Consider the following 25,410-nt stretch of genomic DNA (forward strand, 5'->3'; position numbering starts at 1 on the left):
GCGTCACTCTGGCACCTGACGGCGCACGAGCGCGGTGAGGTTCCAGCGCAGCGCCCCGGCCAGGTCGCGGGCGTGCTCGGCGACGGTCAGGTCCCGCGGGGGGCTGGCCGCGGCTGCGTCGAGGTCGTAGCCGTGCTCCCGGAGCACCTCGGAGAAGTCGCGCTGCAGCGGCGCGGCGCACCCGTACCCGTAGGCGGCGTAGAGGCGCGGGAACAGCGGCCGGAACAGCCGGATGCGCTCGTGCAGGCCGCTGGAGTGCGACATCGGGTTCTTGTGCCGCGCCCGGACGTAGTCGGGCAGCAGGTCGGCGAACGCGTGGCGCACGATCCACTTCTCGTAGCCGTCGCGGTGCTTGAGCTCCTGCGGGATCCGCATCGCCAGGTCGAGCATCTCGACGTCGAGGAAGGGCACCCTCGCCTCGACGCCGTTGCCCATCGAGGTGCGGTCGACGCGCTGCAGCTCCGTGCGGCTCAGGTGGCCGATCTTGTGCAGGAACAGCCGGCGCGCGTCCTGCCCGGGCACCCGGCGGTACATCGCGTAGCCGCCGAACAGCTCGTCGGACCCGTCGCCGGTGAGCACCACCTTCACGCCGGCCCGGTGGACGGCGGCGAACAGCCGCTGGGAGACCACCGCGTTGATGATGTCGCCGTACTCGGTCAGCTCGGAGACCCGGATCGCCTCCCGCACGTCGCGCAGCCCCAGCTCGCGGGGCCGGACGGGGACCACGACGTGCTCCACGCCCAGGTCGGCGGTCAGCCGCCGCGCGTAGGCGAGGTCCTCGCTGCCCTCGGCCCCGACGGTGAAGGCCACGCAGTCGGGGTGCAGCCGCTGCACGAGCAGGAGGGTCAGGGAGCTGTCGAGTCCGCCGGAGAGCACGACCCCGACGCGCAGGTCGGTGTCCACCCGGATGCGCACGGCGTCGGTGAGCGTCGTCCGCACCGCCTCGGCCGCCTCCTCGACGTCGGTCAGCTCCGGGCTGTCCTCGCCCAGCCGGTACAGGTCGAGGTAGGGGTGCAGGACCGGCGGGGTGCCGGGATCGGCCCAGCCGCAGTGACCCGGCGGCACCTCGGAGACGGCGACGCCGAGGGGGACGAGGGCCTTGACCTCCGACGCGACGTGCAGCCGGCCCCCGGCCAGGGCCCAGTACAGCGGCTTGACCCCCACCGGGTCACGGGCCAGGAACACCCGCTGGGTGTCCCGCTCGACCAGGGCGAAGGCGAACTCGCCGCGCATCGCCAGCAGCGCCTCCTCACCCCAGGCGAGGACGGTCTCGAGGACCACCTCGGTGTCGCCCTCCGACCGGGTGGCCCGGCCCTCGGCGTGCAGCCGGTCGCGCAGCGCGCCGTGGTTGAAGACCTCCCCGTTGAAGCACAGGGCCCACCGCCCGTCCGCGGAGGTCCACGGCTGCACGGCGTGCTCGCGGTCGACGATGCGCAGCCGGGCGGTGCCGAGCAGGGCGTCGTCGGCGCGGAGCACCTCGTCGACCTCCCCGCGCGGTGAGATCGCGTCGAGCATGCCGTCGAACAGCGCCCCCTGCGTCCCGGCGCCCGGCCCGAGCACCACCGCGATCCCGCACATCAGGCGGTCCCGGGGGCGGCCGGGGCCGCGCTCGCGTACCGGCCGGCGTGCGCCGGCGCGAGACAGACGTGCCAGGCCTGGCCCTCGTCGATCACGTTGAGCACTCCCTCGTCGCGGTAGGCGGTCAGCACGTCCTCCAGGGCCGGGGCCACGCCGTGCCGGCGCAGCCAGGCCATCTCGACGTCGGCGGCGTGTCCGGTGCAGTGCGCGCTCGGGAGCAGTGCCGAGTAGCCGAGCTGCTGCAGCCGCTGCTGGACGGCGGTGCTGCGCACGATGCAGTTCACCCACATCGTCCCGCGCCAGGGCCGGGCGGCCGCCGCGAACCGGCCGGCCACCTCGTTGAGCAGCGAGACCATCGCCGGCCGGGCGAGCGGGTAGCTGAGCCCCGAGGACCGGGGCTCGTGGTCGGGCGCCCACCGGCGGACGGCGTAGTTGCGGGCGCGGCCGGGGAGGGCGGTGGTGCCGATCCGGTAGCGGAAGGCGAGCCGCCGCTGCCGCCGCAGCGGCGCCAGCGCCGTCAGCTGCGGGGACCGCCGGACGGCGTCGTCGTCGGCGAAGGGCGTCACCGATCCCCACCACGCGACGTCGATCTGCTGCAGCAGGCCGATCCGGAGCAGGGTCGCCGGGGTCGCGGCGTTGGACCGCGGGTTGGGCAGGAAGCCCGCGAGCTGGCGCGCGATCCGCTCGAGCGCGACGTCGGCGCCGCCCGGGACGCGGTCGAGGACCGCCCGCAGCTCGGGGATGCCGGCGGCGCGGTCGAGGACCGGTGCCGCCGCCGGACCGGGGGCCGCCCCGCCGTGGAGGTACCGCACGACCTCGTCGACCGCGCGGCGGTAGCCGGCCAGGTCCGGCGGCGGTGCGCTAGCCGTCGCCGTGCCGCTGCGCTCCTGCTCGGCGGCACCCGGGTGACCCGGGCCGGTCCGCGGCTGCTCCACCGGGGGGACTCTACGAAGGGAGCGGGGCCGGGACCAGGCTCCCCGTCCGCGCCGGCCGCGGGGAGCGCATCCTGGCGGCGTGCGTCCGGCACTGCGGGCGGCGCTGGTCGTCGTCGTCCTGTTGGCTCTGCTCGTGGGTCTGCTCTGGGCGGTGCAGCGGCGCCTGGTGTACCTCCCCGACGACGGCCCGGTCCCGGCCGCGGCCGGCGCCGTGCCCGGCGGCCGCGACGTCCGGCTGACCACCGCCGACGGCCTGCGCCTCGGTGCCTGGTTCGTGCCCGGGCGGGACGCCGACGCGCCCGCCGTCCTGGTGGCCAACGGCAACGGCGGGCACCGCGGCCTGCGCGCACCGCTGGCGCGGGCGCTGTCCTCGGCCGGGCTGGCGGTGCTGCTGTTCGACTACCGGGGGTACGGCGGCAACCCCGGCAGCCCGAGCGAGGAGGGGCTGGCCCTCGACGTCCGCGCGGCACGCAGCTGGCTCCTCGAGGAGGCCGGGGTCCCCGCGGACCGGCTCCTCTACTACGGCGAGAGCCTCGGCTGCGCGGTCGTCACCGGGCTGGCGGTGGAGCACCCGCCCGCGGGGCTGGTGCTGCGGTCCCCGTTCGCCGACCTGGCCGCCGTCGGCAGCCACCACTACCCGTTCCTGCCCGTCCGGCTGCTGCTGCGCGACCGCTACCCCGTCGCCGAGCAGGTGGCCGCGGTGCGGGCGCCGACGACGGTCGTCTACGGCAGCGGCGACTCGATCGTGCCGCCGAAGCAGAGCCGGCGGGTGGCCGACGCCGCCGCGCAGCTGCACCGCCGGGTCGAGGTCCCGGGGGCCGACCACAACGACGCCGTCCTGCTCGACGGCCCCGCCCTGGTCGACGCCGTCGTCGAGCTCGCCGCCCTGACCGGCCGCGACTGACCCGTCCCGGGCCTCAGCCGGGGCGGCCCGGCAGGACGGTCCCCACCAGCACGGACCCCTCCCAGTGCAGCGGCCGCGCGTCGTGGTCCGCCGGTCCGGGGTCCCACGGGTCGGCGGACAGGAAGGCGTCCCACAGCTGCACGTGCCCCCGCCAGAGCCGGACCGCCGCGTGCCGGGTTCCGGCGACCACTCTCGTGAGTTCCATGGCCCCACCTTCGGCTGCTCCGCGGGGCGGCGACAGGGGCATCCCGGTCGCCGTGCGCAACGAACCTGCCGCGTCACGGGAACCGCCGCTCAGGGGCTCTCCGGCGCGGGTGGCTCCGGCGCGGGTGGCTCGGGCGCGGGCGTCTCGGTGGTCGGCCCGGCGGGCGGCGTGGTGGCCTCGGCGGGGGGCTCGCTCGTCTCCGCCGGTGGCGTCGTGGTCTCGGCGGGCGGGGTGGTGGTCTCGGCCGGTGGGATGGTGGTCTCGGCGGGCGGGGTGGTGGTCTCGGCCGGTGGCGTCGTGGTCTCGGCGGGCGGGGTGGTGGTCTCCACTGGCGGCGTCGTGGTCTCCGCCGGTGGTGTCGTGGTCTCCGCCGGTGGTGTCGTGGTCTCCGCCGGTGGTGTCGTGGTCGCCGGTGGCGTCGTCGGCGGCGGCGCGGCGGTGGTCGGGGGAGGGGGAGCCGCCGTCGTCGCTGCGGGCTCCTGCGCCGGCGCGGGTGGCGGCGGCTCCGACCCGGGCGGGGTCGTCGCCGTGGACGGGGGGACGGCCACCGGGGGAGCCGCCGGCGTCACCCGCTCCGGGGGCGCGGTCCGGGTGACCTCGCTGTGGGCGGCGGGGACGACCCAGCCGCCGGAGGCCAGCGACAGCGAGTGGGTCAGCAGCACGACCCCGCCGAAGACCCCGAGGACCATCCCGGCCGCCAGCACCGCCTCCAGGGAGCGGGGCAGGTGGCGGGCCGGCACCGCCGCCGACTCCCGGGCCAGGCTCACCACCGGACGGCGCCGCGGCGCCACCGTGAGGACGGGCCGGGAGGCGTGGTCCTCGCCGCGGTGCAGCGCCGCGCCGCGGCGGGGGGCGACCAGCCCGCACAGCACCGCGCCGGCCAGCAGCACCGCGGCGCCCACCAGCAGCGCCACGGCGTAGCCGGCACCGAAGGCGTCCCGGGCGCCGTCGGCCACGGCCGCGCCGGCCGGACCCGCCCGCTCGGCCACCGCGACGGCCTGGGCCAGGCCGGATCCGGCCACGTCGCGGGCGGTGGACGGCAGGTCCGCGACCACGGGGACCAGGTCGTCCCGGTAGACGGCGAGCAGGACGGTGGCGGCCACCGCGCCGCCGAGCGCGCCGCCCACCTCGCGGGTCACGTCGTTGACCGCCGCCGCGAGCGTGCGCCGGTCGGCGGGCAGGCCGTCGATGATCAGCGTCGTGCCCGGGGTCAGGGCCAGCCCGAAGCCGACGCCGAACACGAACAGCGCCACCCCGAAGTGCCAGAGCGGCGCGTCGCCGTCGGACTGGCGGGCCAGGAGGACCAGCCCCGCGCCCATCTGCCCGAGCCCCCAGGCCGCGACGGTGCGCGCGCCGAGGCGGCGCAGCAGCGCTGGCGCGAGCTGCGCCGTCGGGCCGATGCCCAGGGCCATGGGCGCCAGCCACAGCGCGGCCTGCAGCGGCGAGAGGCCGTGCACGTACTGCAGCCACTGCGGCGCGAGGAAGAACAGGCCGAAGGCGGCGAAGAACTGCAGGAACACGGCGGTGCTCCCCGCCGACAGCCCCCGGTCACGGAACAGCCGCACGTCGAGCATGGGGTGCCGGGAGCGCAGCTCGTGGCCGACGAAGGCCGCGAGGCAGACCCCGCCGGCCGCCAGCGCGGTGAGCGTCGTCGAGTCGGTCCAGCCGCGCTCTGGCCCCTCGACCACGCCGAAGACCACGCCGCCCAGTCCGGCCAGGGAGAGCAGCCCGCCGACGGGGTCCAGCGGCAGGTCCGGGTTGCGCGAGGGCGGGACGACGACGGCGCACAGCAGCAGGACGACGGCCGACAGCGCGCCGAAGGCCACCTGCACGCTGCCCCACCACGCGAACTCGAGCAGCACGCCGGCGAGCAGCAGCCCCAGCAGGGCCCCGGCGCCGGAGACCGCGGCCCACACCCCGATCGCCGAGGCCCGCCGCTGCGGGGGATGGGCGTCGACGAGCACCGACAGCGTCGCCGGCATGACCGCCGCCGCGCCGATCCCGGCGGCGCCGCGCAGGACGATGAGCGCGACCGGGTCCTCGACCAGCCCCGAGGCCGCGCTGCAGGCGGCGAAGACGGCCAGGCCCAGGAGCAGGGCGCCGCGCCGGCCGAAGCGGTCCGCGGCGATGCCCAGCGGCAGCAGCAGGGCGGCGAAGGTGAGCGCGTAGACGTTGATCGCCCAGGTCAGCTCGGTCTGCGTGGCGCCGGTGACCCGGGCGAGCTCGGGTGCGGCCAGCGCGAGGGAGGAGCCGGCACCGATGACCAGCGCGAGGGCGGCGCACATGACGGCGAGCAGGGCGCCGAGACCGCCCCGGACTCTGCGGGCATCGGGCATGCTGGACTCCAGACGATCGCCTGATACGCCCGTATTAGGCGGCGCCCAGCATGGAGGTGCCGTGTCGGAGAGCGCAACCCCCGTGCGGTTGCTGGACGCGGCCGAGGAGCTGCTGGCGGTGTCGGGGCCCGCGGGCACCTCGGTGCGCGACGTGCTGCGCCGCGCCGGCGTCGGGAACGCCGCCGCGGTGGGCTACTACTTCGGGGACAAGGACGGCCTGGTGGCCGCGGTGGAGCGCCGCGTGGTCGACGGCGTCGTCGCCGACCGGGCGCGGGCGCTCGGGGCCCTGGACGGGGACGCCGGCGTCGAGGCGCTCGTCGACGGCTGGGTGCGGCCGATCGTGGCGCTGCGCTGCGCCGGCCGCGGCCGTTACGCCGCGCGGGTGTTCACGCGGATCTTCGACCAGCCGCCGGCGCGGTGGGAGGCCAACGGCGCGGCGGCGGTGCGCGCCATGGCCGGCCGGTACTGCGCGGCCCTCGCCCCGCTGCTGCCCCACCTGGACGCCCGCGAGCTCGCCTGGCGCTGGCAGTGCGTCACCGCGACGACGGACTTCTACGCCATCGGCGCCCTCGACTTCGGCGAGCCGGCCCCGGGCCCGGACGACGTCGACCCCCACGTGCGCCGCCTCGTCGTCCCGGGCAGCGCGCTGCTGCGGGCCGAGCGCACCGGCTGACCGGAGCCGCCGTCAGGAGGTGACGGGCAGCGCGTCGACGCCGTACACGAAGGCCAGCCGGCGGAACGGGAGCCGGTCGGGGTCGGCACCGGCCCGGGCCGGGTCGCGGACGGTGCCGCTGAGCGAGACGAGGACGACGTCGCCGGCCCGCAGGTGCGTCCCGAACAGCTCCCGGTCCTCCCGGGCGAAGCGTGGGCAGGCGACCTGGACAACCGCCAGCAGCGCAGCAGCTCGTCGACGACCCGTTCGACGTCGCGCCGGGACCCTCGCGCACCAGGGCAGCGGCCTCGGGGTCACCCAGCAGCACACGGGCCCGGGGACCCGCAGCTCGGCGAGCCGGGGACGGGGTGGACGCCGACCCGCTGCAGCGGGACGCGCGCGGCCGGCGGGAGGAGCGTCAGGCGGGAGACGTCCAGGCCCCGGCGGCGGATCCGGCGCAGCGCGAGGCGGCCCAGCCATGTCCGGCCTCGGGCTGCGGCCGGAGCGGTACGGACGGCGGGAGGAGTGGACACGGCGCCTCGCCTCGGGCCACGGCGGGAGGGGCCGGACGGGGCGTGACCTCGGTCCCGGCCGGCTCCGCCAGCCTCTCGACGCCACCTCCCCGCGACCATCCGGTGACGCCCCGAACCGGCTGCCGGGGGTGGGGACCACCCCGGACCGTCCCCTCACCGGGCGCCGGTCCGCGACCTGTGGCTTGCTGAGAGCCATGCAACGAGCCATGGAGCTGCGCACCCTCGGCCGCAGCGGCTGCGCCGTGTCGGCACTGGCGCTGGGCACGATGACCTTCGGCGCGGAGACCGACGAGGCCGGGGCGCACGAGCAGCTCGACGTCTTCCTCGACGCGGGCGGCACGCTGGTGGACACCGCCGACGTCTACTCCGCCGGTGCCGCCGAGGAGATCGTCGGACGCTGGCTGGCCGCGCGCCCGGCCGACGTCCGCGACCGCGTCGTCCTCGCCACCAAGGGCCGGTTCCCGATGGGCGAGGAGCCCAACGCGGTGGGCACCTCCCGCCGGCACCTGCGCCGGGCCCTCGACGACTCGCTGCGCCGCCTCGGCGTCGACCACGTCGATCTCTACCAGCTGCACGCCTGGGATCCGCTCACGCCGCTGGAGGAGACGCTGCGCTTCCTCGACGACGCCGTCTCGGCCGGGAAGGTCGGCTACCCGGGGCTGTCGAACTTCACCGCCTGGCAGGTGCAGCGCGCCGTCGACCTCGCCGAGCACCGCTCCCTGGCCGCCCCGGTCACGCTGCAGCCCTCCTACAGCCTGCTCGTGCGCGACGTCGAGGCCGAGATCGTGCCCGCCTGCCTGGCCAACGGGCTGGGGCTGCTGCCCTGGGGGCCGCTCGGCGGCGGCTGGTTGTCGGGCAAGTACACCCGTGAGCAGCGTCCGGCCGGCGCCACCCGCCTCGGCGAGGACCCCGGCCGCGGCATGGAGGCCTACGACCGGGTCGCCACCCGTGAGCGGACCTGGGACGTGCTCTCCGCCGTGCAGGACGTGGCGGAGGCCCGCGGCGTCCCGATGCCGCAGGTCGCGCTGGCCTGGCTGCTCGCCCGGCCGGCGGTCAGTTCGGTGATCCTCGGGGCGCGCACGACGGAGCAGTTGCGCGGCAACCTGGGCGCCGCCGGGCTGGTGCTCGACGCCGAGGAGACCGCGCGGCTCGACGCGGTCAGCGACCCTGGGTGGGCCGACTACCCCTACGGCGAGATCGGCGTCGAGCAGCGCACCCGCACGCTCGACTGACCTGCCGAGGTCGCTGCTCATGCGGCAGGGGCGAGCGCCGCGGGGGTGGTGATCTCGGTGCCGTCGGGTCGCCAGGTGTGCCATCGGCCGTCGGGTCGTCGTTCGACGCGGAAGCCGTGGTGGACCTCGGTGTGGTGCCGTTCGCACAACAGGGCCGAGTTCTCCAGTGACGTCTCGCCGCCGTCGATCCAGTGGACCAGGTGGTGGACGTCGCACCAGTGCGTGGGCGCTTGGCAGCCGGTGAACACGCAGCCGCCGTCGCGGAGCTCGGTCGCGCGGCGCAGGTGGCGGTCGGCGAGGCGGTGGGCGCGGCCGAGGTCGAGCGGGGCGCCGTCGGGGCCGAACACCACGCGGCTCACGGCGCCGTCGCAGGCGAGCCAGCGGGCGCGGGCGGCGGAGATGACCGCACCGAAGCCCATCTCGGCGGCGCCCCGCCCGGTGGCCGGGTCGGCCAGGTCCTCCAGCTTCAGCACCACGGCGACCTGCGGCCTGTGCCCCCGCAGGGTGGGCAGGCCGCCGGCGGCCAGCGCGTTGTCGCACAGCTGCACCAGGGCGTCGCCCTGCCGCTGCGCGCGGGTGCGCTCGTCCTCGGCGGGCCGGTCGGCTTGCACGTGGGCCTCCAGTGCCGCCTGCAGCCGCTCGGCGCCGACGGCGTCGAGTTCGCCGCGGATCGACAGGCTGCCGTCGGCGTGCCTGGCCAGCGTCAGGGACCGCTGCTCGGTGGGGTCGGGTTCGGGGCCGTCGGGGTCGAGGTCGTCGCAGTAGCGCTGCACCACCGTCACCAGGTCGCCGTGGGGCTGCTCGACCGCGACCCCGGTGACCACCGCGTCGATCACGGTGAGGTCCACGCCCTGCGTGGCCGCGGCGGCCAGCCGCTGCGGCGTCACCGCCCGCGCCACCTCGGCGACCTGCGCGGCCGAGACCAGGCCGGCGTCGTGCGCCTCGGCGAGGGCGGGCAGGTGCTCCAGCGCCCGGCCGCTGCGCACCACCCGCGCGGCCTCGGCCGGCGACAGCCGGCAGTGCCCGCGCAGCCACGAGGCCATCGACCGCTGCCCGTCGCGCTCGGGCGCCTGCGACAGCTCCGCCTCCCGCACTCGGCGGGCCAGGGCGGCGTCGATCCGGTTGCGCTCGGCGACCAGTGCGGCGACGTCGTCGAGGACGTCCCCGCTTCCCAGATCACTCGAACACATGTACGGATTCTACCGCCGGAGGGGCCCTCCCGCGCGTTGTATCCCCAGGTCAGGCCCCCGTCCACGGATGTGGCAGGGGGCCTCGACAGCGAGGGGGACCGGTGTCCGGCCGGCGCCGGCCGGTAGCCTCCCGCGACCGTGGACACGTGCGCGCCGGAGGCGATGCTGCCCGTCCCGGCAGGCCGCGTGACCCTGTCCGACCGGCGCACACGGCGGCCGTGGACCGTCGACGTCGACGCCTTCGAGCTGGCGGCCGTCCCGGTCACCGCGGAGCTGTACGCACGGGTCACCCGGGAGCGGCCGCACCCCGTCGGCGGCCGGCAGCCGAACGCCTGGGGCCTGCACGACGCGCTGGGCGGCGTCTGGGAGTGGTGCTGGGACCGCTACGACCCCGAGGTGTACGGCAGCTACCGCGTGCTGCGCGGCGACGGCTGGTTCGACGAGCACTGGAGCTGCCGCGCCTCCGTGCGGCGCCGCAGCCACCCCACGCTCCGCATCGACGACGTCGGCTTCCGGCTTGCCTGCTCCGTTCCCCGCTGAGGTCTCACCGGCGCAGCTCGAGGGCCAGCCAGCCGGCCAGCGCCAGGGGCACCGCCGCGAACGCCGACAGCGCCGCGACGGTGCCGACCTGCGAGCCGAGCCAGGCGAGCAGCAGCGGGGTGCCGAACCCGGCGTAGGCGAAGGCGTAGAACGCGCTGTTCATCGCCCCGCGGGTGTGCGGCGGGGCCAGCCGGGCGGTGAGGGTCAGCCCGGCGGTCAGGCACAGCCCCGCACCGCCGCCCATCAGCGCAGACGACGGCAGCAGCAGCGGCTCGGAGCGCGTGACCACCGCGGCCACGCCGATGGCGATCCCGATCGCGCCCAGCAGCATTCCCAGCGGCGCGGCGCCCCGCTCGAACCGGCGGCCCACCCGCGCGGCCACGGCGCTGGCGCCCAGGGCGAGCCCGCCGACCAGCCCGGCGTAGGCCACGCCCACGCCGTCGGGCACGACGAGCAGCGGCAGCACGGTGGCCGCGACGGCGGGGAAGGCGAACACCCCGACCGCGGTGGGGGCGAGGACCGCCCGGAACGGCCGCCGCGCCTCCGGTGGCAGGCCGAGGGTCATGAGCCGGCCGGGCCGCCGCTCGCGCACCGTCTCCGGCACCACCAGCAGCGCGCCGAGCCCCACCAGCAGGACGCCGACGTGCACGAGGTAGGGCAGCGTCGTCGGTGCGGGCCCGTACTGGGCGAGCAGCCCGCTCATCGCCGGGGCGACGGCGAAGCCCAGCGACGACGACACCGCACCGCGGGTGGCCGCCGACTGCTGCGCGTCGGGGCCGGCGAGCTCCTGCAGCCACGCGTTGGCCACCGAGAACACCACCCCGGAGACGACGCCCTGCAGCAGCCGGCCCGTGTAGAGCAGCGGCAGCGAGCCGGCCGCCGGGACGAACAGCAGGGAGGCGAGCCCGGCGAGCACCGCGAACGGCAGCACCAGCGCCCGGCGCCCGAAGCGGTCCGAGGCCGCCCCGGCCACGGTCAGCGCCGCGACCAGCCCGATGGCGTAGCACCCGAAGACGGCGGTGAGGTCGGCGTCGGACAGCCCCAGGGTGCGCCGGTAGACCAGGAGCAGCGGGGTCGGGATGTTGGTGCCGAGGGCGACGGTGAAGAGGCCGAAGGTCAGGGCGTCGAGTCGTCGCCGCCTGTCCCGCTCCGTTGCGGCGTCCAGCACCCGGCGGACGCTACCGCTCCGCTGCCAGGATGGACGCCCGTCCGCAGAGGAGTCGACGTGTCCCTGCACCGGCACTACCCGCCCGACCTCTACCGCGGCACGACCGGCGAGGCCAGTGCCTGGCTGCGCCCGTCCGGGCAGCCCCCGGACACCACCTCGGCCGGCGGGGTCACGTGCGAGTTCCTCGCCACCGGCGAGCAGACCGGGGGGCGCTTCGGCCTGTACCGCTGGACCTTCGGCAGCGAGGCGTCGGGCCCCGGACCGCACTTCCACCGGTCGATCACCGAGCAGTTCTACGTCCTGTCCGGGGAGGTCGAGGTCTACGACGGACGCACCTGGGTCACCGCGGGGGAGGGCGACTTCTTCTACGTCCCCGAGGGCGGGGTCCACGGTTTCCGCGGCGGGGAGCGCGCCTCGATGCTGCTGATGTTCGCGCCGGGCGGGCCGCGCGAGGAGTACTTCGAGACCCTCGCGCGCGGGACGCAGATGACCCCGGAGGAGCGCGCGGAGTTCATGCTCCGCCACGACACCTACTGGGTCTGACGGGGTGCTGCGTGCGGCACGCGTCCGGATGGACGGGTAGCCCGGTCAGCCGAGCCCGTCGACCCGGCCGCCGTCCGGGCACCATCCCGGCCGCCTCCTGCGCCAGGCACCGCACCGGCAGGCTGCGCACCCGGTCGACGAACGCCGCGCGGCGGTCGGCACCGACGTGGGGCAGGACCGCGGTGTGCAGGACGACCGGGACGGCGCCGTCGGGCACGGGCGCGAGGGCGTCGGGAGCGCGGCCGGGAACCCCGGCGGTCGCGGTCGCGGGCCACGGCCGCCGGCAGCGCCGAGGAGACCGGCGCCTCGCCGGAGGACTCCTCGCTGGACGCGCGGAACCCCCCGGCGAGCCGCTCGAGGTCGGCGTCGTCCGTCATCCCGGCCCCTCGCCGGCGCTCAGCTCCGGAGGACCTCGCCGAAGCGCGCGCAGCTCTCGTCGATCGCGGCCTGCGCGGCGGGGGAGAAGGCGCCCATGTCGAAGAACCCGTGGATCAGGCCGTCGTAGCGCCGCACGTCGGCCTGCACGCCGGCCGCCTCGAGTGCCTCGCCGTAGGCCTCGCCCTCGTCGCGCAGCGGGTCGAACTCCGCCGTCACCACCACCGCCGGCGGCAGCCCGGTGAGGTCGGCGTGCAGCGGCGAGAGCCGGGCGTCGCGGGCGTCGTCCCAGGCCCCGGCGTAGTGGCCGTAGAACCAGTCCATCGTGTCCTTCTCGAGGAAGTAGCCCCTCGCGTTCTCCACGCGGGAGGGGTAGTCGCCCTCGGCGTCGACCGCCGGGTAGACGAGGAACTGCCCGGCCAGCGGCGTGCCGTCGTCGCGCAGCACCTGGGCGACCACCGCGGCCAGGTTGCCGCCCGCGCTGTCGCCGGCGAGCGCCAGCCGCTCGTCGCCGCCGAACTCGTGCAGGTTCTTCGCCACCCAGCGGGCGGAGGCGACCGCGTCCTCAGCGGCGGCGGGGAACGGGTGCTCGGGCGCCAGCCGGTAGTCGACGGCGACGACGACGGCCCGCGCGCCGCGGCACACCGAGCGGGCCATGTTGTCGTGGGTGTCGAGGTCGCCGATCACCCAGCCGCCGCCGTGGAAGAAGACGACGGTGGGGAAGGGGCCCTCGCCCTCGGGCCGGTACACACGCGCGCGCAGGTCGCCGTCGGCACCGGGGACGGTGCGGTCCTCGGTGGCCGCCACCGGCACGACCTGCTCGGGGGTGCGCGCGCCGTGCGTGAGCTGCAGGTACTGGGCGCGCCCGGCCTCCGGGGTGCCCTCGTACATCGGCGGCGCGCCGGACTGCGCGAGCAGGGACAGCAGGGCGGCGATGTGCGGGTCGACCGGCACGGGGGATCTCCTGACGGCAGTGTCGGGCAGTATCGGAACGGGGCGGTCGTGACCCGGACACGGACGCTACCGCCCGACCTCCGCCGTCCTCAGAGGTCCCGGCGGGAGAACGCCATCCCGGCCAGCCCCAGCACCACGGCCACCCACAGCGCGGCCCAGGCCAGGTAGGTCGCGGTCAGCGGCGCCTCGGAGAAGAACGGGGAGCCGCCCAGGTCGGGAGCGAACTGCGTGAGCAGGCTCGGGTCCTGGAAGGCGTTCATCGCCCCGCGCCACAGCCCGTCGGTGGGCAGCAGCATCCGCGACACCGCGCCCACCCGCGCGACGCCCTCGTTGCCGAGCGCGTCGCCGATCCCGCCGACGACGCCGGCGATCCAGGTGGCGCCGAACAGGCCGACCGCCACCACGCCAGAGGCCATCGGCGAGATCACCGTGGACAGCAGCAGGCCGAGCGTGAGCAGCACCGCCGTCTGCGCGGCGAGCAGCGCGAGGCCGACCACCGGCCGCGGTGGCCAGTAGCCCACGGTGACCTGGACGACGACGAACTGCGCCAGCCCGGCCAGCGTGACGAAGGCGCTGCCGAACGCCACGAGCCCCAGCCACTTGCCCACGAGCACCGCCGAGCGGCGCACCGGGCGGGCCAGCATCGCCAGCGCGGTCCCGGACTCGACCTCCCCGGACAGGGTCGGGCCGGCGAGGAACGCGGTGCCCAGCGCGGCGATGAGGCTGAACCCGAACATGACGAGGTTGAGCACGGTCGACGCCGCCAGCCGCGCCTCGCCGCTGGTCAGCCCGCCGAACTCCGCGTCCAGACGGGCGAAGCCCCAGGCCGACAGGGCCAGCAGGAGCACGGTCAGCACCGCCAGCGAGCGCAGCACCTTCCGGCGTGCGGCCTCGCGCAGGGTGAGGCCGGCGAAGGTGAGGACGGTCCGGGCGGTGCTCACGACGGCCCTCCCGGACCCTCGCGGAGCACGGCGAGCAGCCGCTCCTCGAGGCTGATCCGCCCGGGCTCGACGGCGTGCACGCGCACCCCGAGGGCGACCAGGTCGGCGACGAGGGCGGGGACGGCGGACTCCTCGTCGTCGGACAGGGTCACGGTGAACCACTCGCCGCTGCGGGTCAGCCGGCCGGTGGCGGCCAGCCGCGCCTCGGCCCGGGCGTCCACGCCGTCGAGCCGCAGCCGCAGCTCCCGCGAGCCGAGCAGCTCGGCGAGCGTGCCGGCGGCGGCGACCCGGCCGCGGTCGAGGATGACCACCCGGTCGCAGACGCGCTCGACCTCGCCGATCAGGTGCGAGTTGAGCAGCACCGCGACGCCGCGCTCCTTGAGCGAGAGCACCAGGTCGCGCACGTCGACGCGGCCGAGCGGGTCCAGCGCGCTGGTCGGCTCGTCGAGGACGACCAGCTCCGGGCGGGCCACGAGCGCCACGGCCATGCCCAGCCGCTGCTGCATGCCCTTGGAGAAGCCGCCCACCCGGTCGCCGGCGCGCTCGCCGAGCCCCACCAGGCCGAGGACCTCGCGCTGCTCGGCGGTCGGTGTCGCAGCGCCGGAGAGGCGGACGTGCAGCGTGAGCACCTCGGCCGCGGTGAGCCACGGCTGGTACCGGAAGAGCTCGGGCAGGTACCCGACGCGCGCCCGGGCCTGCGGGTCGCGCGCCGGCCGGCCGAGCAGCAGCACCTCGCCGGCGTCGGGCCGGACGAGGCCCAGCAGCATCTTGATGACGCTGGTCTTGCCCGCGCCGTTGGGCCCGAGCAGGCCGAGGACCTCGCCGCGGCCGACGGTGAAGGAGACGCCGTCGACCGCGGTCCGCCGGCCGTACCGCTTGCGCAGGCCCTCGCACCAGACCGCCGGCGACGGCGGCAGGTCGGCCAGCAGCCGCTGCGCCGCCGAGGTGGCGGCGGTCGGGGCGGTCACTCCTGCAGACCCCGGGCGACGGCGAGCACCTCGTCGGCGTCGAGGGACCCGGCGACCGCGGTGACCACGCCGTCGGTCACCCACACCACGCCGGCCACCGAGCCGTCGCGCGAGGTGAGCACCGTGGCCGGCGCGCCGTCCACCTCCTCGACCGAGCTGGTGGCCAGGCCGGCCGGGACGGGCAGCGGCAGCGTCGTCCCGTCGCCGGCGAAGGAGCGCAGCTGGGCGGCGAGGTCCTCGGGAAGGCCGGGCAGCGACAGCAGGTACTCGCGGGCGGTCGCGAACGGGATCCCCGAGGACTCGGCGGTGGGCGCGACGACGCGGGCGACCACCAGGCCCGGGGCGCCGCTGCCGCTGGTCCACACCGCGGCCACGCCGGGGCCCGCGGAGAGGCGGAAGCGGCCGCCGTCGAGGCCGGCCGGCGGGGGCGGCAGCGTCTCGCCGGCCGCGGAGGCGGCCTCCGCCGCGCGCTCGGCGGAGAAGGTGAACTCCACGGTCGCCCGGTTCCCGACCTGGTAGGCCGGGTCGCCGCTCACGCCGCCGGGGAGGTCGGTGACCCGCGGCACGCCCAGTCCGGTCGCCTCCCCGGCCGCGGCGGCGTCGGCCACCCCGCGGACGTCGGGCTCCTCGACCACCTGGGCCGTGCCGTAGGCGGAGAGGTCGGGCAGCGCGACCAGGTCGGCCTGGGTGACGCTCACCGGCGCGATCTGCTCGGTGCGGAAGACCTGCAGCCAGTCCGCGGCGGCGGCCGCGCCGCCGCCGGCCAGCAGGGCGGCGACCCCGACGACGGCGACGACGGGGCTGCGCAGCCGATTGCGCCACCGGCGGGCGGGTGCGGGCGCGGCTGCGCGCCGGCGCTCGTCGACGGCGACCGCGTGCGCCAGCCGGGACCACGCGGCGTCGACGTCCGGGGGCGTCCCGGTGTCCAGGGCGGTCGAGACGGCGGCGGCGTCACGCTGGGCGGCGGCCAGGCCGGACAGGCACGCCGGGCAGCCGGCCACGTGCTCGCGGTCGGCGTCGGCGACACCGGCCGGCTCGTCCACGAGCCGGCGCAGCGTGCCCTCAGTGGGATGACGCATGACGGGACAACTCCTCGCGCAGGGCGGACTCGGCGCGTCGCACGGTGGTGCCGACGCTGCCGGGGGACAGATCGAGAGCGGCGGCGACCTCGGCGTAGCTCAGGCCGCTGTGCCGCAGGACGAGGGCGACCGCCTGGCGCCGGGGGAGCCGGGCCAGGGCCGCGCGCACGCGTCGGCGCTCGTCGAGGGTGACGACGTCGTCGGCGACGTCGGGCACGGTCGGGTCGGGACCGGCGGCCGACTCCTCGCGGGAGGCGCGGCGGCGGCCGGAGCGGAGGTGGTTGAGCGCGGTGTGCGCCGCGGCGACCGACAGCCAGGCCGGCGCCTCACCGGCCGGGACCGCGGTGCGGGCGAAGGAGAGGAAGACCTCCTGCGCGACGTCCTCGGCGCCGTCGCGGGAGCCGAGCACCCGGGTGGCGACGGCGACCACGCGGGGATAGGCGGTGCGGAAGACCTGCTCGAGGTCGGCGCGGACGGCTCCTCGTCCCGACACGGCTCCGCCGTCCTCCCGCCTGGTGCGCTCCGCCGCCCGCCCGCGGGACAGCACGGCGGCCGGCGCACTGACACGGTGCCCCACGACGTCCACGTCTGTAGAGCACCGCCACGCCCCCGGATGTGACAGGGGGCCGGCGGGACGACCTCAGGTGAGCCCGGGGAGGTTGACGACGATCGCCTCCTGGCTGCTGCGGGCGATCACGACGACGGCCTCCTCGTCGGTGGGGTTCTCCTCGCGGTGCGGCGTGAACGGCGGCACGAACACGTAGTCGCCGGGCTCGGTGGCCAGCCGCACCTCCTCGCCGTCGCGGGCGAAGACGAACACCGGCCGGCCGCGCAGCACGTGGATCGCGGTCTCGGAGTCGCCGTGGTGGTGGTCGCCCGAGGACGTGCGCGGCGCCACGTGGGTCTGCCCCATCCACAGCCGCTGCGACCCGACGGTCCGCTCGGAGACCGCCTCGCGCCGGGTCATGCCACGGGTCTGGCCGGTGTCGCCGCTGAGGTCGGCGGCGCGCACGTGCCGCAGCGGCCGGTGCCACGCGTCGTCCTGGTCGTCACGGTGGTGGTCGCTCACCGGTGCAGTGGACCACCGCCGGCCGGGACCGGTCCACCGGGAGACGGCGGGGTGACGGGGGGGAGACGGCGGAGGCCCCGCGGTCAGTGACCACGGGGCCCCCGTCAGGAGTGCTGCGCTCAGATGGCGCGGACGTTCTCCGCCTGCGGGCCCTTCTGGCCCTGCGTGACGTCGAACTCGACGCGCTGCGCCTCGTCCAGCGAGCGGTAGCCGCTGCCACTGATCGCGGAGAAGTGGCAGAAGACGTCGGGGCCGCCGCCGTCCTGCTCGATGAAGCCGAAGCCCTTCTCGGCGTTGAACCACTTCACGGTGCCCTGGGTCATGTCGTTCTCGATTCCGTGCTGATGGTGTCGGGCCCGACGAGTGCCGGGCCCGGGTCGCCGCACCGACCGGCAGGACCGAGAGGAACGTCAGGCAGAGACGACTGCGGACGTCCGGGAACGAAGCAGAGGCACGACAGCGACCGGGACCCACTGTACGGGGCGCCCGCACCGGCCGGTGGCGACCCTCGTCACCGCTGCCCCGGACGGGTCACCAGCGCAGCGGATCGGTGACCCGGGAGTGCGCCGTGCGGCACGAGCGGCAGTTGCCCCAGGCGACGAGGGCGAGCGGCGTCGTCGGGGCGCCGCACTCGGGGCAGTCGACGGGCTCGGCCGAGCGCGCCCGCGCCTCGGCGACCTGCCGGGATCGTTCCTCGTGGATCGTCTCGTCACCCCGGCAGGGGCAACCGAGATGAGCCTCGGCGCAGCGTCCACGGTGTGTGGGGATGGGGCCTCCTCGTGCCACCCCGACGCTACCGCGCCCGTCCCCGCCCGGGGTCGTTCTCGGGTCTGGTCGTCCTCGGGCGGGGACGTCCTCAGGCGGGGACGGAGGGGCGGTCCGGGGCGGAGCGGACCGCCCGGCCGAGCGTGACCGGCATCGAGGCGTGGCCGCGCAGGATGATCGTGCGGCGCCGGCGGGAGGGGCCGGCGGGCGCGAGGTCGGGGAAGCGCTCGAACAGCGCCTGGAGCGCGACCTCGCCCTCCATCCGCGCGAGCGCGGCGCCGAGGCAGAAGTGGATGCCGCTGGAGAAGGCGACGTGGTCGCGGGCGTCGGCCCGGGTGACGTCGAACTCGTGCGGGCGGTCGAAGACGCGCGGGTCCCGGTTGGCCGCGGCCAGCACCAGGATCACCAGGTCGCCCTCCCGCACCTGGACGCCGGCGACGGTGGTGTCCCGCCGCGCCCGCCGCCCGGTGCGCTGCACCGGCGACTCGACGCGCAGCACCTCGTCGACGGCGTTCGGCCACAGTGACGGGTCCTCGGCGAGCAGCCGGCGCTGGTCGGGGTGGGCGAACAGCCGCTCGGCGCCGTTGCCGATGAGGTTGACCGTCGTCTCGAACCCGGCGCCGAAGACGAGCAGCGCGGTGGCCAGCAGCTCCTGCTCGGTGAGCCCGCTGCCGTCGTCGTCGAGCATGCCGACCAGCGCGGACAGCAGGTCGTCGCCGGGGTCGCGGCGCAGCCGCCGCAGGTGGCCGCGGAACCAGGTGTCGAGCTCGCCGAGGCTGCGCTCGACGGCGCGGAAGGTGCGCCAGTCCAGGCCCATGTCGAGGCTCGGCGAGGCGGCGTCGCCCCAGGCGAGGAACTGCTCGCGCATGGCGACCGGGACGCCGAGCACCTCGGAGATGACCGTGACCGGCAGCAGGCTGGCGTAGCGGGCGACGAGGTCGGTGCGCCCGTCGCCGGCGGCGGCCTCCCGCTCGAGGTCGTCGAGCAGGCCGTCGGCGATCGCGCGGGTGCGCTCGCGCAGCCCGGCGACGGCGCGGGCGCTGAAGGCGCGGCTGACCAGCCGGCGGTAGCGGGTGTGCTCGGGCGGGTCGACGGCGAGCATGGACGGCGGGTCGATCGGCCCGACGCTCGGCCGCGGCCCGGCCAGGCGCAGCACCCGCTGCAGCACCGGCGGCAGGCCCTCGGTGCGCGACCCCGCGATCTGACCGAAGTCGGCGCTGCGCAGGACCTCGGTGCACACGTCGTGGTGGACGCTGACCTTGGAGAAGGCGCCGCCCACGAACGGCGCCGCGGTGCGCAGCCGCTCGTAGTGCGCGAACGGGTCCTCGCGGACGGCGGCGTCGCGCAGGACCTGGGCGTCGGGGTTGCCACCGCGCGCCCGGGCCCGGATCGCCAGCCGCATCACCCCGTGCGTCGCGGCCCACCGGGCCCCGCTGCGCACCGTCCCGTCCCCGTCGAGCACGTCCCCGTCCCTCCGTCCGCCCGGGCTCCTCCCGGTCCGGCCACCCTCTCACCCCGTGTGGCCAGGGTCACCCACCGTCAGGCGCGGGAGTCCAGGACCGCCCAGCCGTGCGCGGGCAGCTCGGCGTCGCCGCGGCCGACGGTCGCCCCGCCGGCCAGCACGGCACCGGCCCCGGGGGCGGGCACGCGGGCGGTGGTGTCGGCGAGGTTGAGGGCCACGAGCAGGCGCTGTCCGTCCCCGGCGACCGAGTACACGAGCTGCTCGTTGGCCACGTGCACCTGCTCGGGGGCGGCGGTGTGCAGCCAGCGGTGTCGCCGGCGCACGCCGATCAGCTCCTGGTGCAGCGCGAACGTCGGCGTGCCCAGCGGGGACAGCCCGGTCGGGTCGGGCGGGAAGGGCGGCCGGACGGCGTCGTCGCCGCCGGCGCGGTGCTCCTTGACGCCGGTGAAGGCGTGCTCGTCACCGGACCACACGGCCGGCGTCCCGCCGACGGTGAGCAGGACGGCGAGGGCGTGCGGCAGGTGACGCGGGTCGCCGACCGCGCTGGCGATGCGGGTGACGTCGTGGTTGCCCACGAACGTCCACGGCACGAAGGACCGCAGGAACTCCCCGTGCCGCTGCAGCGACCAGGCCAGCTCGAAGAGGTTCCGCTCGGCGATCCCGTGCCAGACCGCCTGCCAGAGCTCGTACTGGGTGACCGAGTCCAGCCCGCCCTCGGCCACGATCCGCGGGTAGTCGCCGTGGATGACCTCACCGACGACGTACGCGTCGGGGTGCGCGGCCCGGACGGCGGGCAGCACCCCCGCCCAGAACGACGGCGGGACGGCGTAGGCGGCGTCCAGGCGCCAGCCGTCGGCGCCGCGGTCGAGCCAGTGCGTCATCACGCGGGTGACCAGGTCGGCGACGGCGGGGGAGGAGTGGTCGAGCTCGACGAGCAGGTCGTGGCCCTCGAACACGTCGGCGCCCGGCGCGGTGCCCGGCGTCCAGCGCTCGGGCCAGTGCAGCCGGAACCAGTCCGCCGTCGGCGCGCCCGGCCCCTGCTCGACGACGGCGCGGAAGGCGGGGTGGTCGCGGCCGACGTGGTTGAACACGCCGTCGAGCAGCACCCGGATGCCGCGCTGTCGCGCCGCGGCGAGGAGCGCGTCGAGGTCGCCGTCGTCGCCCAGGCGCGGGTCGATGCGGAAGTGGTCGACGGTGTCGTAGCCGTGCGTGCCGGAGGCGAACACCGGGCCGAGCGCCAGGCCGTTGCAGCCGAGCGCGAGCAGGTGGTCCAGCCAGCGCTGCAGGTGCGGGAGCCGGTGCCGCAGCTCCCCGGGCGGCAGGGCGGCGCGCTCGGCACCGGTGAAGGACAACGGGTGCACCTGCCACCAGATCGCGTCGTCCACCCAGCGCGGCACTCGCCCTCCCGTCCCCGTCGCCCCGGTGGGCGCTCCCGTCACCCTGCGCCCGGTCACCCTGCGCCCGTCACCCTGCGCCCGTCACCCTGCGCCCGTCACCCTGCGCCCGTCACCCTCCCCCGCCGCCCGGCCAGAACGCGAGCAGCGTGCGGATCCCGGTCACCAGTGCCAGCGGCCGGTCGAAGACCGGGTGGTGGCCGGCGTCGGGGAGCTCCACGACCGGCAGCCCGCCGGCGACGAGGCCGGCCATCTCCTCGGCCATCGCCGGGCTGACCAGCCCCTTCTCGCAGCGGAACAGTGCCGCCGGGCAGGTCAGCCGGGGGAGCAACTCGGTCAGCAGGGGCGGCGGGCCCCACAGCCGCGGGTCGAACTTCCAGGTCCAGCCCTCGCCCTCGCGGCGCAGCGAGCCGCGCGCCACGTGCTCGCGGACGTAGGGGAGGAGCACGTCCTGGGGCGGGAGCGTGCGGAAGCGCTCGACCGCCTCCTCCACGGAGGCGTACGTCCGGGGAGGGCGCCGCCGCTGCCGCAGGCGCTCCTCCTCCGGCGGCCGCGAGACCAGCGGGGAGTCGATGACGGCGACGGCGGAGACCGCGCCCGGGTGGGCGACCCCGACCGTCAGCGCCACCCAGCCGCCCATGCTGTGGCCGAGGACCACCGGCGCCGCGAGGTCCTCGGCGGCGGCCACGGCCACGACCTCGCGCGCCCAGGTGTCCATGTCGTAGGACGGGCGCCGGCCGCTGTCGCCGTGCCCGCTGAGGTCGAGGGCGACCACCCGGTGCGAGTGCAGCTGCGGCGCGACGTGGTCCCACCAGCCCGAGTGCGCGGCGCCACCGTGCACCAGCACCAGGCCGGGCCGGCCCGCCTCGCCCCACACGCGGTAGTGCACCGGCGTGCCCTCGACGTCGACCTCGCGGTGCACCGGGGCGTCGGCGAGGGCGGCCTCGAACCAGGCGGGGGTGGACACGGGTGGCTCCTCGGGAGGGTGGGCGGCCCGCCGATCATCCGGTGCGGGTCATCCGCCCGCAGGGGCGGGCACCCCCGCCGGCTGCCGGCGGGCGAGGGCCAGCCAGGCGACGACGGCGGTGAGCACGCAGACCGCTGCCCCGACGACGGCGATCGTCGTGTACCCGCTCGCGGCCGGCGCGCCGCCCTCCGGCGTGGCGGCGTCGAGGACCGTGGCGGTCAGCGTGCTGCCGAGGGCGAACCCGACGTAGCGCAGGACCTGGTTGAGGCTCGTGGCGCTGCCGGTCTCCGACGGCGGCACGGCGGAGACCACGAGCGCCGGGAAGGCGGCGAAGGCGGCACCGACCCCGAGCCCCGCGATCCCCATGACGAGGAACAGCTGCCACAGGTCCGTGCGGGCCAGACCGAACAGGACGAAGGCGGCGCACTGCACGAGGGCGGCGACCGGGAGCACCAGGTGCTGACCGGCGCGGTCGGCGAGGAGCCGGGCCAGCCGGCCGGCCAGCACGCTCGCCGCCGAGAACGGCAGCAGGACCAGCCCGGCCACCACGATCGAGACGCCGAAGCCCGCACCGTCGGAGACCGGGCCCTGGGCCAGCACCGGCACCGAGGCCAGCAGCAGGTAGTTCGACAGGCCGACCAGCAGGGCCGCCACGTGCGCGGTGAGGGCGACGCGCCCGCGGGCCAGCCGCAGGTCGACCAGCGGCGACGGCGTCCGCCACTCCCACGGCACCCAGCAGGCCAGCGCCAGGGCCGCGCCGCCGAGCAGGCTCCACAGGGCCGGCGACGTCCAGCCCCACGTCCCGGCCTCCCCGAGGGCGATCAGCAGCGCGGCCAGGCCCGCGCCGAGCAGCAGCGCCCCGACGACGTCGAGCCGGGACCGCTGCGTCGTCTCCGCCGGCGGGAGGACGGCGGCCGAGGCCAGCAGCGCGGCCAGGCTCACCCCGGCCCCCGCCCAGAAGGCGGCGTGCACCCCGCCGAGCTCGGCGACCAGTCCGGCGAGCGGGTAGCCCAGCCCGACGCCGGCGACGACGGTGATCGACAGCGCGGCGATCGTGGACCGTGCCCGCTGCCCGGCCAGGGCCTCGCGGGCGGTGGCGATGGCCAACGGGGTGAGGCCCAGGCCCAGCCCCTGCAGCGCGCGGCCGGCGACCAGCCAGCCGAGCCCCAGCGGGAGGGCCGCCAGCACCCCGCCGAGCGTGACGACGCCCAGCACGACGAGGACCACCCGGCGCCGCTGCGGCCCGTCGCCGAGCCGGCCCACCACGGGCGTGGCGACGGCGCCGACGAGCAGCGTGGCGGTGAGCGACCACTGGGCGTCGGGCAGCGAGGTGTCCAGGGTGGCCGCGACGGCCGGCACCAGCGGTGCCCCGAGGCTGCTGATGACGGCGACGACGGTGCCCACGAAGAGCAGGACGGGGACCAGGGCGCGTGGGGGAGGAGCGGCCGGCATGACCTCCAGGGTCCCAGGTCGTTGCCATGGCCAACGAGTGGTCTCGGTCGCGCGCGGAGGAGCGCCGCAGCAGGATCGCCTCGCGAGGAGAGGGGGCGGCATGGCAAGCGGCAAGGCAAGCGGCATGGCGACCGGCGGGGCGACCGGCGGGGCGACCGGCGGGGACGACCTGCGGCGCGCGTGGGCGGCGGGGGAGGCGCGGCACGGGCTGTGGAGCCTGCTGCCCGGCGCGGTCACCGGCGAGGTGCTGGCCCGCACCGGCGCGGACTTCGTCGTGGTCGACCTGCAGCACGGCTCGGCCGCCGAGGCCGACCTGCCGGGGATCGCGGCGGCGATCACCGCCGCGGGCTCGGTGCCGCTGGTGCGCACCCGCAGCCCGGCCTTCCCCGACGTCGGACGGCCGCTGGACCTGGGTGCGCGCGGCGTCATCGTGCCCAACGTCCGCGACGCCGCCCACGCCCGCGAGGTGGTCGCCGCCACCCGGTACGCCCCGGCCGGCGGGCGGTCGATCGGGCGGCTGTCGGGCGGGGCGGAGCAGCCGCTGGTGGTGCTCATGGTCGAGGCCGCCACCGCGCTCGAGGACCTCGACGCCGTCCTCGCCGTCGAGGGGCTGGACGGGGTGTACGTCGGACCCGGCGACCTGTCGCTGTCGCTCGGGCTGGCGGGGGAGGAGCACCGCGAGCGGTTGCGCGGGGTGCTGTCCTCGATCGTGGCGCGGGCGGTGGCCGCGGGCGTGCCGGTCGGCGTGCACGCCTACAGCGGGGAGGAGGCCGCCGGGTTCGCGGCGGAGGGCGCCACCATCGTCACGGTCGCCGTCGACGTGGCGGTCCTGGGTCAGGCGACCTCGCAGCACCTGTCCACCGCGCGGGGAGCCGGCGCCGGGCCGGGCTGAGGTCCCGCGGCGAGGGGCTCAGGAGGCCGGCGGGCCGTCGCCGGCGGGCCGACGCAGGTCCTGGACCTCCGCGCGGAGGCGCTCGACCTCGGCGGTGAGCTCACCGGCCCGGTCGGTGGCCTGCCGGGTACCGGCCTCGGCCTCGCTGGCCCGGCGGGAGGCGTCCTCGGCGCGCCGGGCGGCCCGCGCGGCGTCGGTCAGCGCCGCCCGGAGGTCCCGCTCGGCCGCGGTCGCCCGGCCGGTCGCCTCCCCGGCGAGGGTCCGGGCGTCCTGCTCCGCGCGCCGGGCGGAGTCCCGCTCGCGCTCGGCGTCGCGGGCCTGCTCGCGCGCGGCGGCGGTGGCGGCGAGCGCCTCGTCCCGCGCGGCGGCCGCCTCGTCGCGTTCCTGCGTCCGGGCCCGCACGGTGTCGGTGAGAGTCCGCTCGGTGACGCTCCACCGCGCCCGGGCCTCGACGAGCGCGTCGTGCTCCCGCGCGGCCTCCGCTCGGGCCTGCTCCCCGGCCCGCCGCGCCCGGTCGACCTCCCGCTCGGCGTCCCGCCGGGCGATGTCCGCGACGTCGGCCTCCTGCCGGGCGGCCGTCCGTTCCTCCTCGGCCCGGCGCTGCGCCGTCTCCGCCTGCTGGCGCGCGGTCTCGGCCGCCTGCCGGGCGTCGTCGGCGAGGGCGACCCGGCGGGTGGCCTCCTCCCGGGCCGCGGCGACCGCCTCCTCGGCGGCGGCCCGGGCCGCGTCGGCGTCCCGCTGGGCGGCCCGCCGTCCCTCCTCGGCCTCCACCCGGAGCTCCTCGGCCCGGCGGGCCTGTTCCTCGGCGCGCAGCCGCGCGGCGTGCGCGGCGTCGACGTCGGCCCGCGCCTGGGCCAGCCGCGCCTCCACGGTGGTCTCGTCCTGGTACTGCCCGAGCGCCTCGGCGGCGGCGGTGAGCAGGGCGGCCTGGGCCTCGGCGGCCTGGGCGGCCTCGCGGGTCACCGCTGCCCACCGGTCCACCAGGTGCCGTACCCGGCCCTCGGGTGGGAGGTCCTCGGCCAGAGCCGTCGCGGTGACGGCGAGCCGGCCGGCGCGCTGACCGGTCGCCCGCGCCCTGGCCGTGCGTGCCGACTCCGGGTTGTGGTCCGGCCGGTCGCAGAACTTGGGCGACGGGCCGCTGCGTCCGGGAGTCCGTGGCCGCGGGGAGGCGGAGCAGCCCGGATAGGCGCACCGGGAGTCGTCCCGCGTCCCGTCGGTCGTCGTCATGCCGGCGACGATAGTCGGACGCACGGACCGGCCATCCATTCATTGCCGG

The 25,410-nt window shown here is 77.1% G+C and carries 25 protein-coding genes; 6 read left to right on the forward strand and 19 right to left on the reverse strand.

Features of this window, described 5'->3' with window-relative positions; translation table 11 throughout:
• Positions 1 to 3 precede the first annotated feature (3 nt).
• Together JD79_RS15965 and JD79_RS15970 are read right to left on the reverse strand one after the other, a co-directional pair.
• Positions 4 to 1,578 (reverse strand): asparagine synthetase B family protein, encoded by a 1,575-nt coding sequence (locus JD79_RS15965; RefSeq protein ID WP_110006329.1) that lies wholly within the window; start codon positions 1,576 to 1,578, stop codon positions 4 to 6.
• On the reverse strand, positions 1,578 to 2,513 hold the full coding sequence (locus tag JD79_RS15970) for a DUF5715 family protein (RefSeq protein ID WP_110006330.1): 936 nt from the start codon (positions 2,511 to 2,513) through the stop codon (positions 1,578 to 1,580). Before JD79_RS15970 ends, JD79_RS15965 begins: the two co-directional genes overlap by 1 nt.
• A gap of 79 nt (positions 2,514 to 2,592) precedes the next feature.
• Here JD79_RS15970 and JD79_RS15975 point away from each other — a divergent pair, with 79 nt between their 5' ends.
• The gene (locus JD79_RS15975) at positions 2,593 to 3,417 is read left to right on the forward strand and encodes an alpha/beta hydrolase (RefSeq protein ID WP_245900144.1); all 825 of its coding nucleotides are present in this window, start codon (positions 2,593 to 2,595) and stop codon (positions 3,415 to 3,417) included.
• 13 nt (positions 3,418 to 3,430) lie between these two features.
• Here the strand turns inward: JD79_RS15975 and JD79_RS22265 are convergent, their stop codons facing one another.
• Complete coding sequence (locus JD79_RS22265; RefSeq protein ID WP_146220467.1) at positions 3,431 to 3,622, reverse strand: hypothetical protein; 192 nt, start codon at positions 3,620 to 3,622, stop codon at positions 3,431 to 3,433.
• A gap of 89 nt (positions 3,623 to 3,711) precedes the next feature.
• Entirely contained in the window at positions 3,712 to 5,958 is a 2,247-nt protein-coding gene (locus tag JD79_RS15980) for an MFS transporter (protein ID WP_110006331.1), read from the reverse strand.
• A 61-nt stretch (positions 5,959 to 6,019) separates the two neighbouring features.
• Here JD79_RS15980 and JD79_RS22270 point away from each other — a divergent pair, with 61 nt between their 5' ends.
• The gene (locus JD79_RS22270) at positions 6,020 to 6,631 is read left to right on the forward strand and encodes a TetR/AcrR family transcriptional regulator (protein WP_170149237.1); all 612 of its coding nucleotides are present in this window, start codon (positions 6,020 to 6,022) and stop codon (positions 6,629 to 6,631) included.
• A 12-nt stretch (positions 6,632 to 6,643) separates the two neighbouring features.
• Here the strand turns inward: JD79_RS22270 and JD79_RS15990 are convergent, their stop codons facing one another.
• The gene (locus JD79_RS15990) at positions 6,644 to 6,928 is read right to left on the reverse strand and encodes a hypothetical protein (protein WP_110006332.1); all 285 of its coding nucleotides are present in this window, start codon (positions 6,926 to 6,928) and stop codon (positions 6,644 to 6,646) included.
• A gap of 421 nt (positions 6,929 to 7,349) precedes the next feature.
• Here JD79_RS15990 and JD79_RS15995 point away from each other — a divergent pair, with 421 nt between their 5' ends.
• Positions 7,350 to 8,375, forward strand: coding sequence for an aldo/keto reductase (locus tag JD79_RS15995; RefSeq protein WP_110006333.1), 1,026 nt, complete (start codon positions 7,350 to 7,352; stop codon positions 8,373 to 8,375).
• Positions 8,376 to 8,392: 17 nt separating this feature from the next.
• On the opposite strand, the gene JD79_RS16000 is transcribed toward JD79_RS15995, so the two are convergent.
• Entirely contained in the window at positions 8,393 to 9,565 is a 1,173-nt protein-coding gene (locus tag JD79_RS16000) for an HNH endonuclease signature motif containing protein (protein WP_110006334.1), read from the reverse strand.
• Between the two features lie 138 nt (positions 9,566 to 9,703).
• On the opposite strand from JD79_RS16000, the gene JD79_RS16005 reads away from it, so the two are divergent.
• Complete coding sequence (locus JD79_RS16005) at positions 9,704 to 10,105, forward strand: formylglycine-generating enzyme family protein (protein ID WP_211308002.1); 402 nt, start codon at positions 9,704 to 9,706, stop codon at positions 10,103 to 10,105.
• Positions 10,106 to 10,109: 4 nt separating this feature from the next.
• On the opposite strand, the gene JD79_RS16010 is transcribed toward JD79_RS16005, so the two are convergent.
• Positions 10,110 to 11,273: an MFS transporter gene (locus tag JD79_RS16010; protein ID WP_170149238.1), complete on the reverse strand. Its 1,164-nt coding sequence runs from the start codon at positions 11,271 to 11,273 to the stop codon at positions 10,110 to 10,112.
• Positions 11,274 to 11,330: 57 nt separating this feature from the next.
• On the opposite strand from JD79_RS16010, the gene JD79_RS16015 reads away from it, so the two are divergent.
• Positions 11,331 to 11,816 carry a cupin domain-containing protein gene (locus tag JD79_RS16015; RefSeq protein ID WP_211308003.1) on the forward strand — a complete coding sequence of 162 codons (486 nt, stop codon included), beginning with the start codon at positions 11,331 to 11,333 and terminating at the stop codon, positions 11,814 to 11,816.
• A 396-nt stretch (positions 11,817 to 12,212) separates the two neighbouring features.
• On the opposite strand, the gene JD79_RS16025 is transcribed toward JD79_RS16015, so the two are convergent.
• The 11 genes from JD79_RS16025 to JD79_RS16075 form a co-directional block, all read right to left on the reverse strand.
• Positions 12,213 to 13,145: an alpha/beta hydrolase gene (locus JD79_RS16025; RefSeq protein WP_110006337.1), complete on the reverse strand. Its 933-nt coding sequence runs from the start codon at positions 13,143 to 13,145 to the stop codon at positions 12,213 to 12,215.
• Positions 13,146 to 13,234: 89 nt separating this feature from the next.
• Complete coding sequence (locus JD79_RS16030; protein WP_110006338.1) at positions 13,235 to 14,086, reverse strand: ABC transporter permease; 852 nt, start codon at positions 14,084 to 14,086, stop codon at positions 13,235 to 13,237.
• On the reverse strand, positions 14,083 to 15,054 hold the full coding sequence (locus tag JD79_RS16035; protein WP_211308004.1) for an ABC transporter ATP-binding protein: 972 nt from the start codon (positions 15,052 to 15,054) through the stop codon (positions 14,083 to 14,085). The genes JD79_RS16030 and JD79_RS16035 overlap by 4 nt, the downstream gene beginning before the upstream one ends.
• On the reverse strand, positions 15,051 to 16,133 hold the full coding sequence (locus JD79_RS16040) for a hypothetical protein (protein WP_110006339.1): 1,083 nt from the start codon (positions 16,131 to 16,133) through the stop codon (positions 15,051 to 15,053). The genes JD79_RS16035 and JD79_RS16040 overlap by 4 nt, the downstream gene beginning before the upstream one ends.
• Positions 16,117 to 16,626 (reverse strand): sigma-70 family RNA polymerase sigma factor, encoded by a 510-nt coding sequence (locus JD79_RS16045; RefSeq protein WP_211308005.1) that lies wholly within the window; start codon positions 16,624 to 16,626, stop codon positions 16,117 to 16,119. The genes JD79_RS16040 and JD79_RS16045 overlap by 17 nt, the downstream gene beginning before the upstream one ends.
• 147 nt (positions 16,627 to 16,773) lie before the next feature.
• Positions 16,774 to 17,202 carry a cupin domain-containing protein gene (locus JD79_RS16050; RefSeq protein WP_110006340.1) on the reverse strand — a complete coding sequence of 143 codons (429 nt, stop codon included), beginning with the start codon at positions 17,200 to 17,202 and terminating at the stop codon, positions 16,774 to 16,776.
• Between the two features lie 119 nt (positions 17,203 to 17,321).
• Positions 17,322 to 17,525 (reverse strand): cold-shock protein, encoded by a 204-nt coding sequence (locus JD79_RS16055; RefSeq protein ID WP_012948522.1) that lies wholly within the window; start codon positions 17,523 to 17,525, stop codon positions 17,322 to 17,324.
• A gap of 533 nt (positions 17,526 to 18,058) precedes the next feature.
• On the reverse strand, positions 18,059 to 19,429 hold the full coding sequence (locus JD79_RS16060; protein ID WP_245900145.1) for a cytochrome P450: 1,371 nt from the start codon (positions 19,427 to 19,429) through the stop codon (positions 18,059 to 18,061).
• 77 nt (positions 19,430 to 19,506) lie between these two features.
• Positions 19,507 to 20,826 (reverse strand): alpha-amylase family protein, encoded by a 1,320-nt coding sequence (locus tag JD79_RS16065; protein WP_110006341.1) that lies wholly within the window; start codon positions 20,824 to 20,826, stop codon positions 19,507 to 19,509.
• A 109-nt stretch (positions 20,827 to 20,935) separates the two neighbouring features.
• Positions 20,936 to 21,790: an alpha/beta fold hydrolase gene (locus JD79_RS16070; RefSeq protein WP_110006342.1), complete on the reverse strand. Its 855-nt coding sequence runs from the start codon at positions 21,788 to 21,790 to the stop codon at positions 20,936 to 20,938.
• A 48-nt stretch (positions 21,791 to 21,838) separates the two neighbouring features.
• Complete coding sequence (locus JD79_RS16075) at positions 21,839 to 23,242, reverse strand: MFS transporter (RefSeq protein WP_110006343.1); 1,404 nt, start codon at positions 23,240 to 23,242, stop codon at positions 21,839 to 21,841.
• Between the two features lie 100 nt (positions 23,243 to 23,342).
• On the opposite strand from JD79_RS16075, the gene JD79_RS16080 reads away from it, so the two are divergent.
• Positions 23,343 to 24,134, forward strand: a complete 792-nt coding sequence (locus JD79_RS16080) for an HpcH/HpaI aldolase family protein (protein ID WP_245900146.1) — start codon at positions 23,343 to 23,345, stop codon at positions 24,132 to 24,134.
• Between the two features lie 18 nt (positions 24,135 to 24,152).
• Here the strand turns inward: JD79_RS16080 and JD79_RS16085 are convergent, their stop codons facing one another.
• Complete coding sequence (locus JD79_RS16085; RefSeq protein WP_110006345.1) at positions 24,153 to 25,361, reverse strand: coiled-coil domain-containing protein; 1,209 nt, start codon at positions 25,359 to 25,361, stop codon at positions 24,153 to 24,155.
• Positions 25,362 to 25,410 lie beyond the last annotated feature (49 nt).

This window comes from Geodermatophilus normandii, from assembly GCF_003182485.1.
Lineage (GTDB): Bacteria > Actinomycetota > Actinomycetes > Mycobacteriales > Geodermatophilaceae > Geodermatophilus > Geodermatophilus normandii.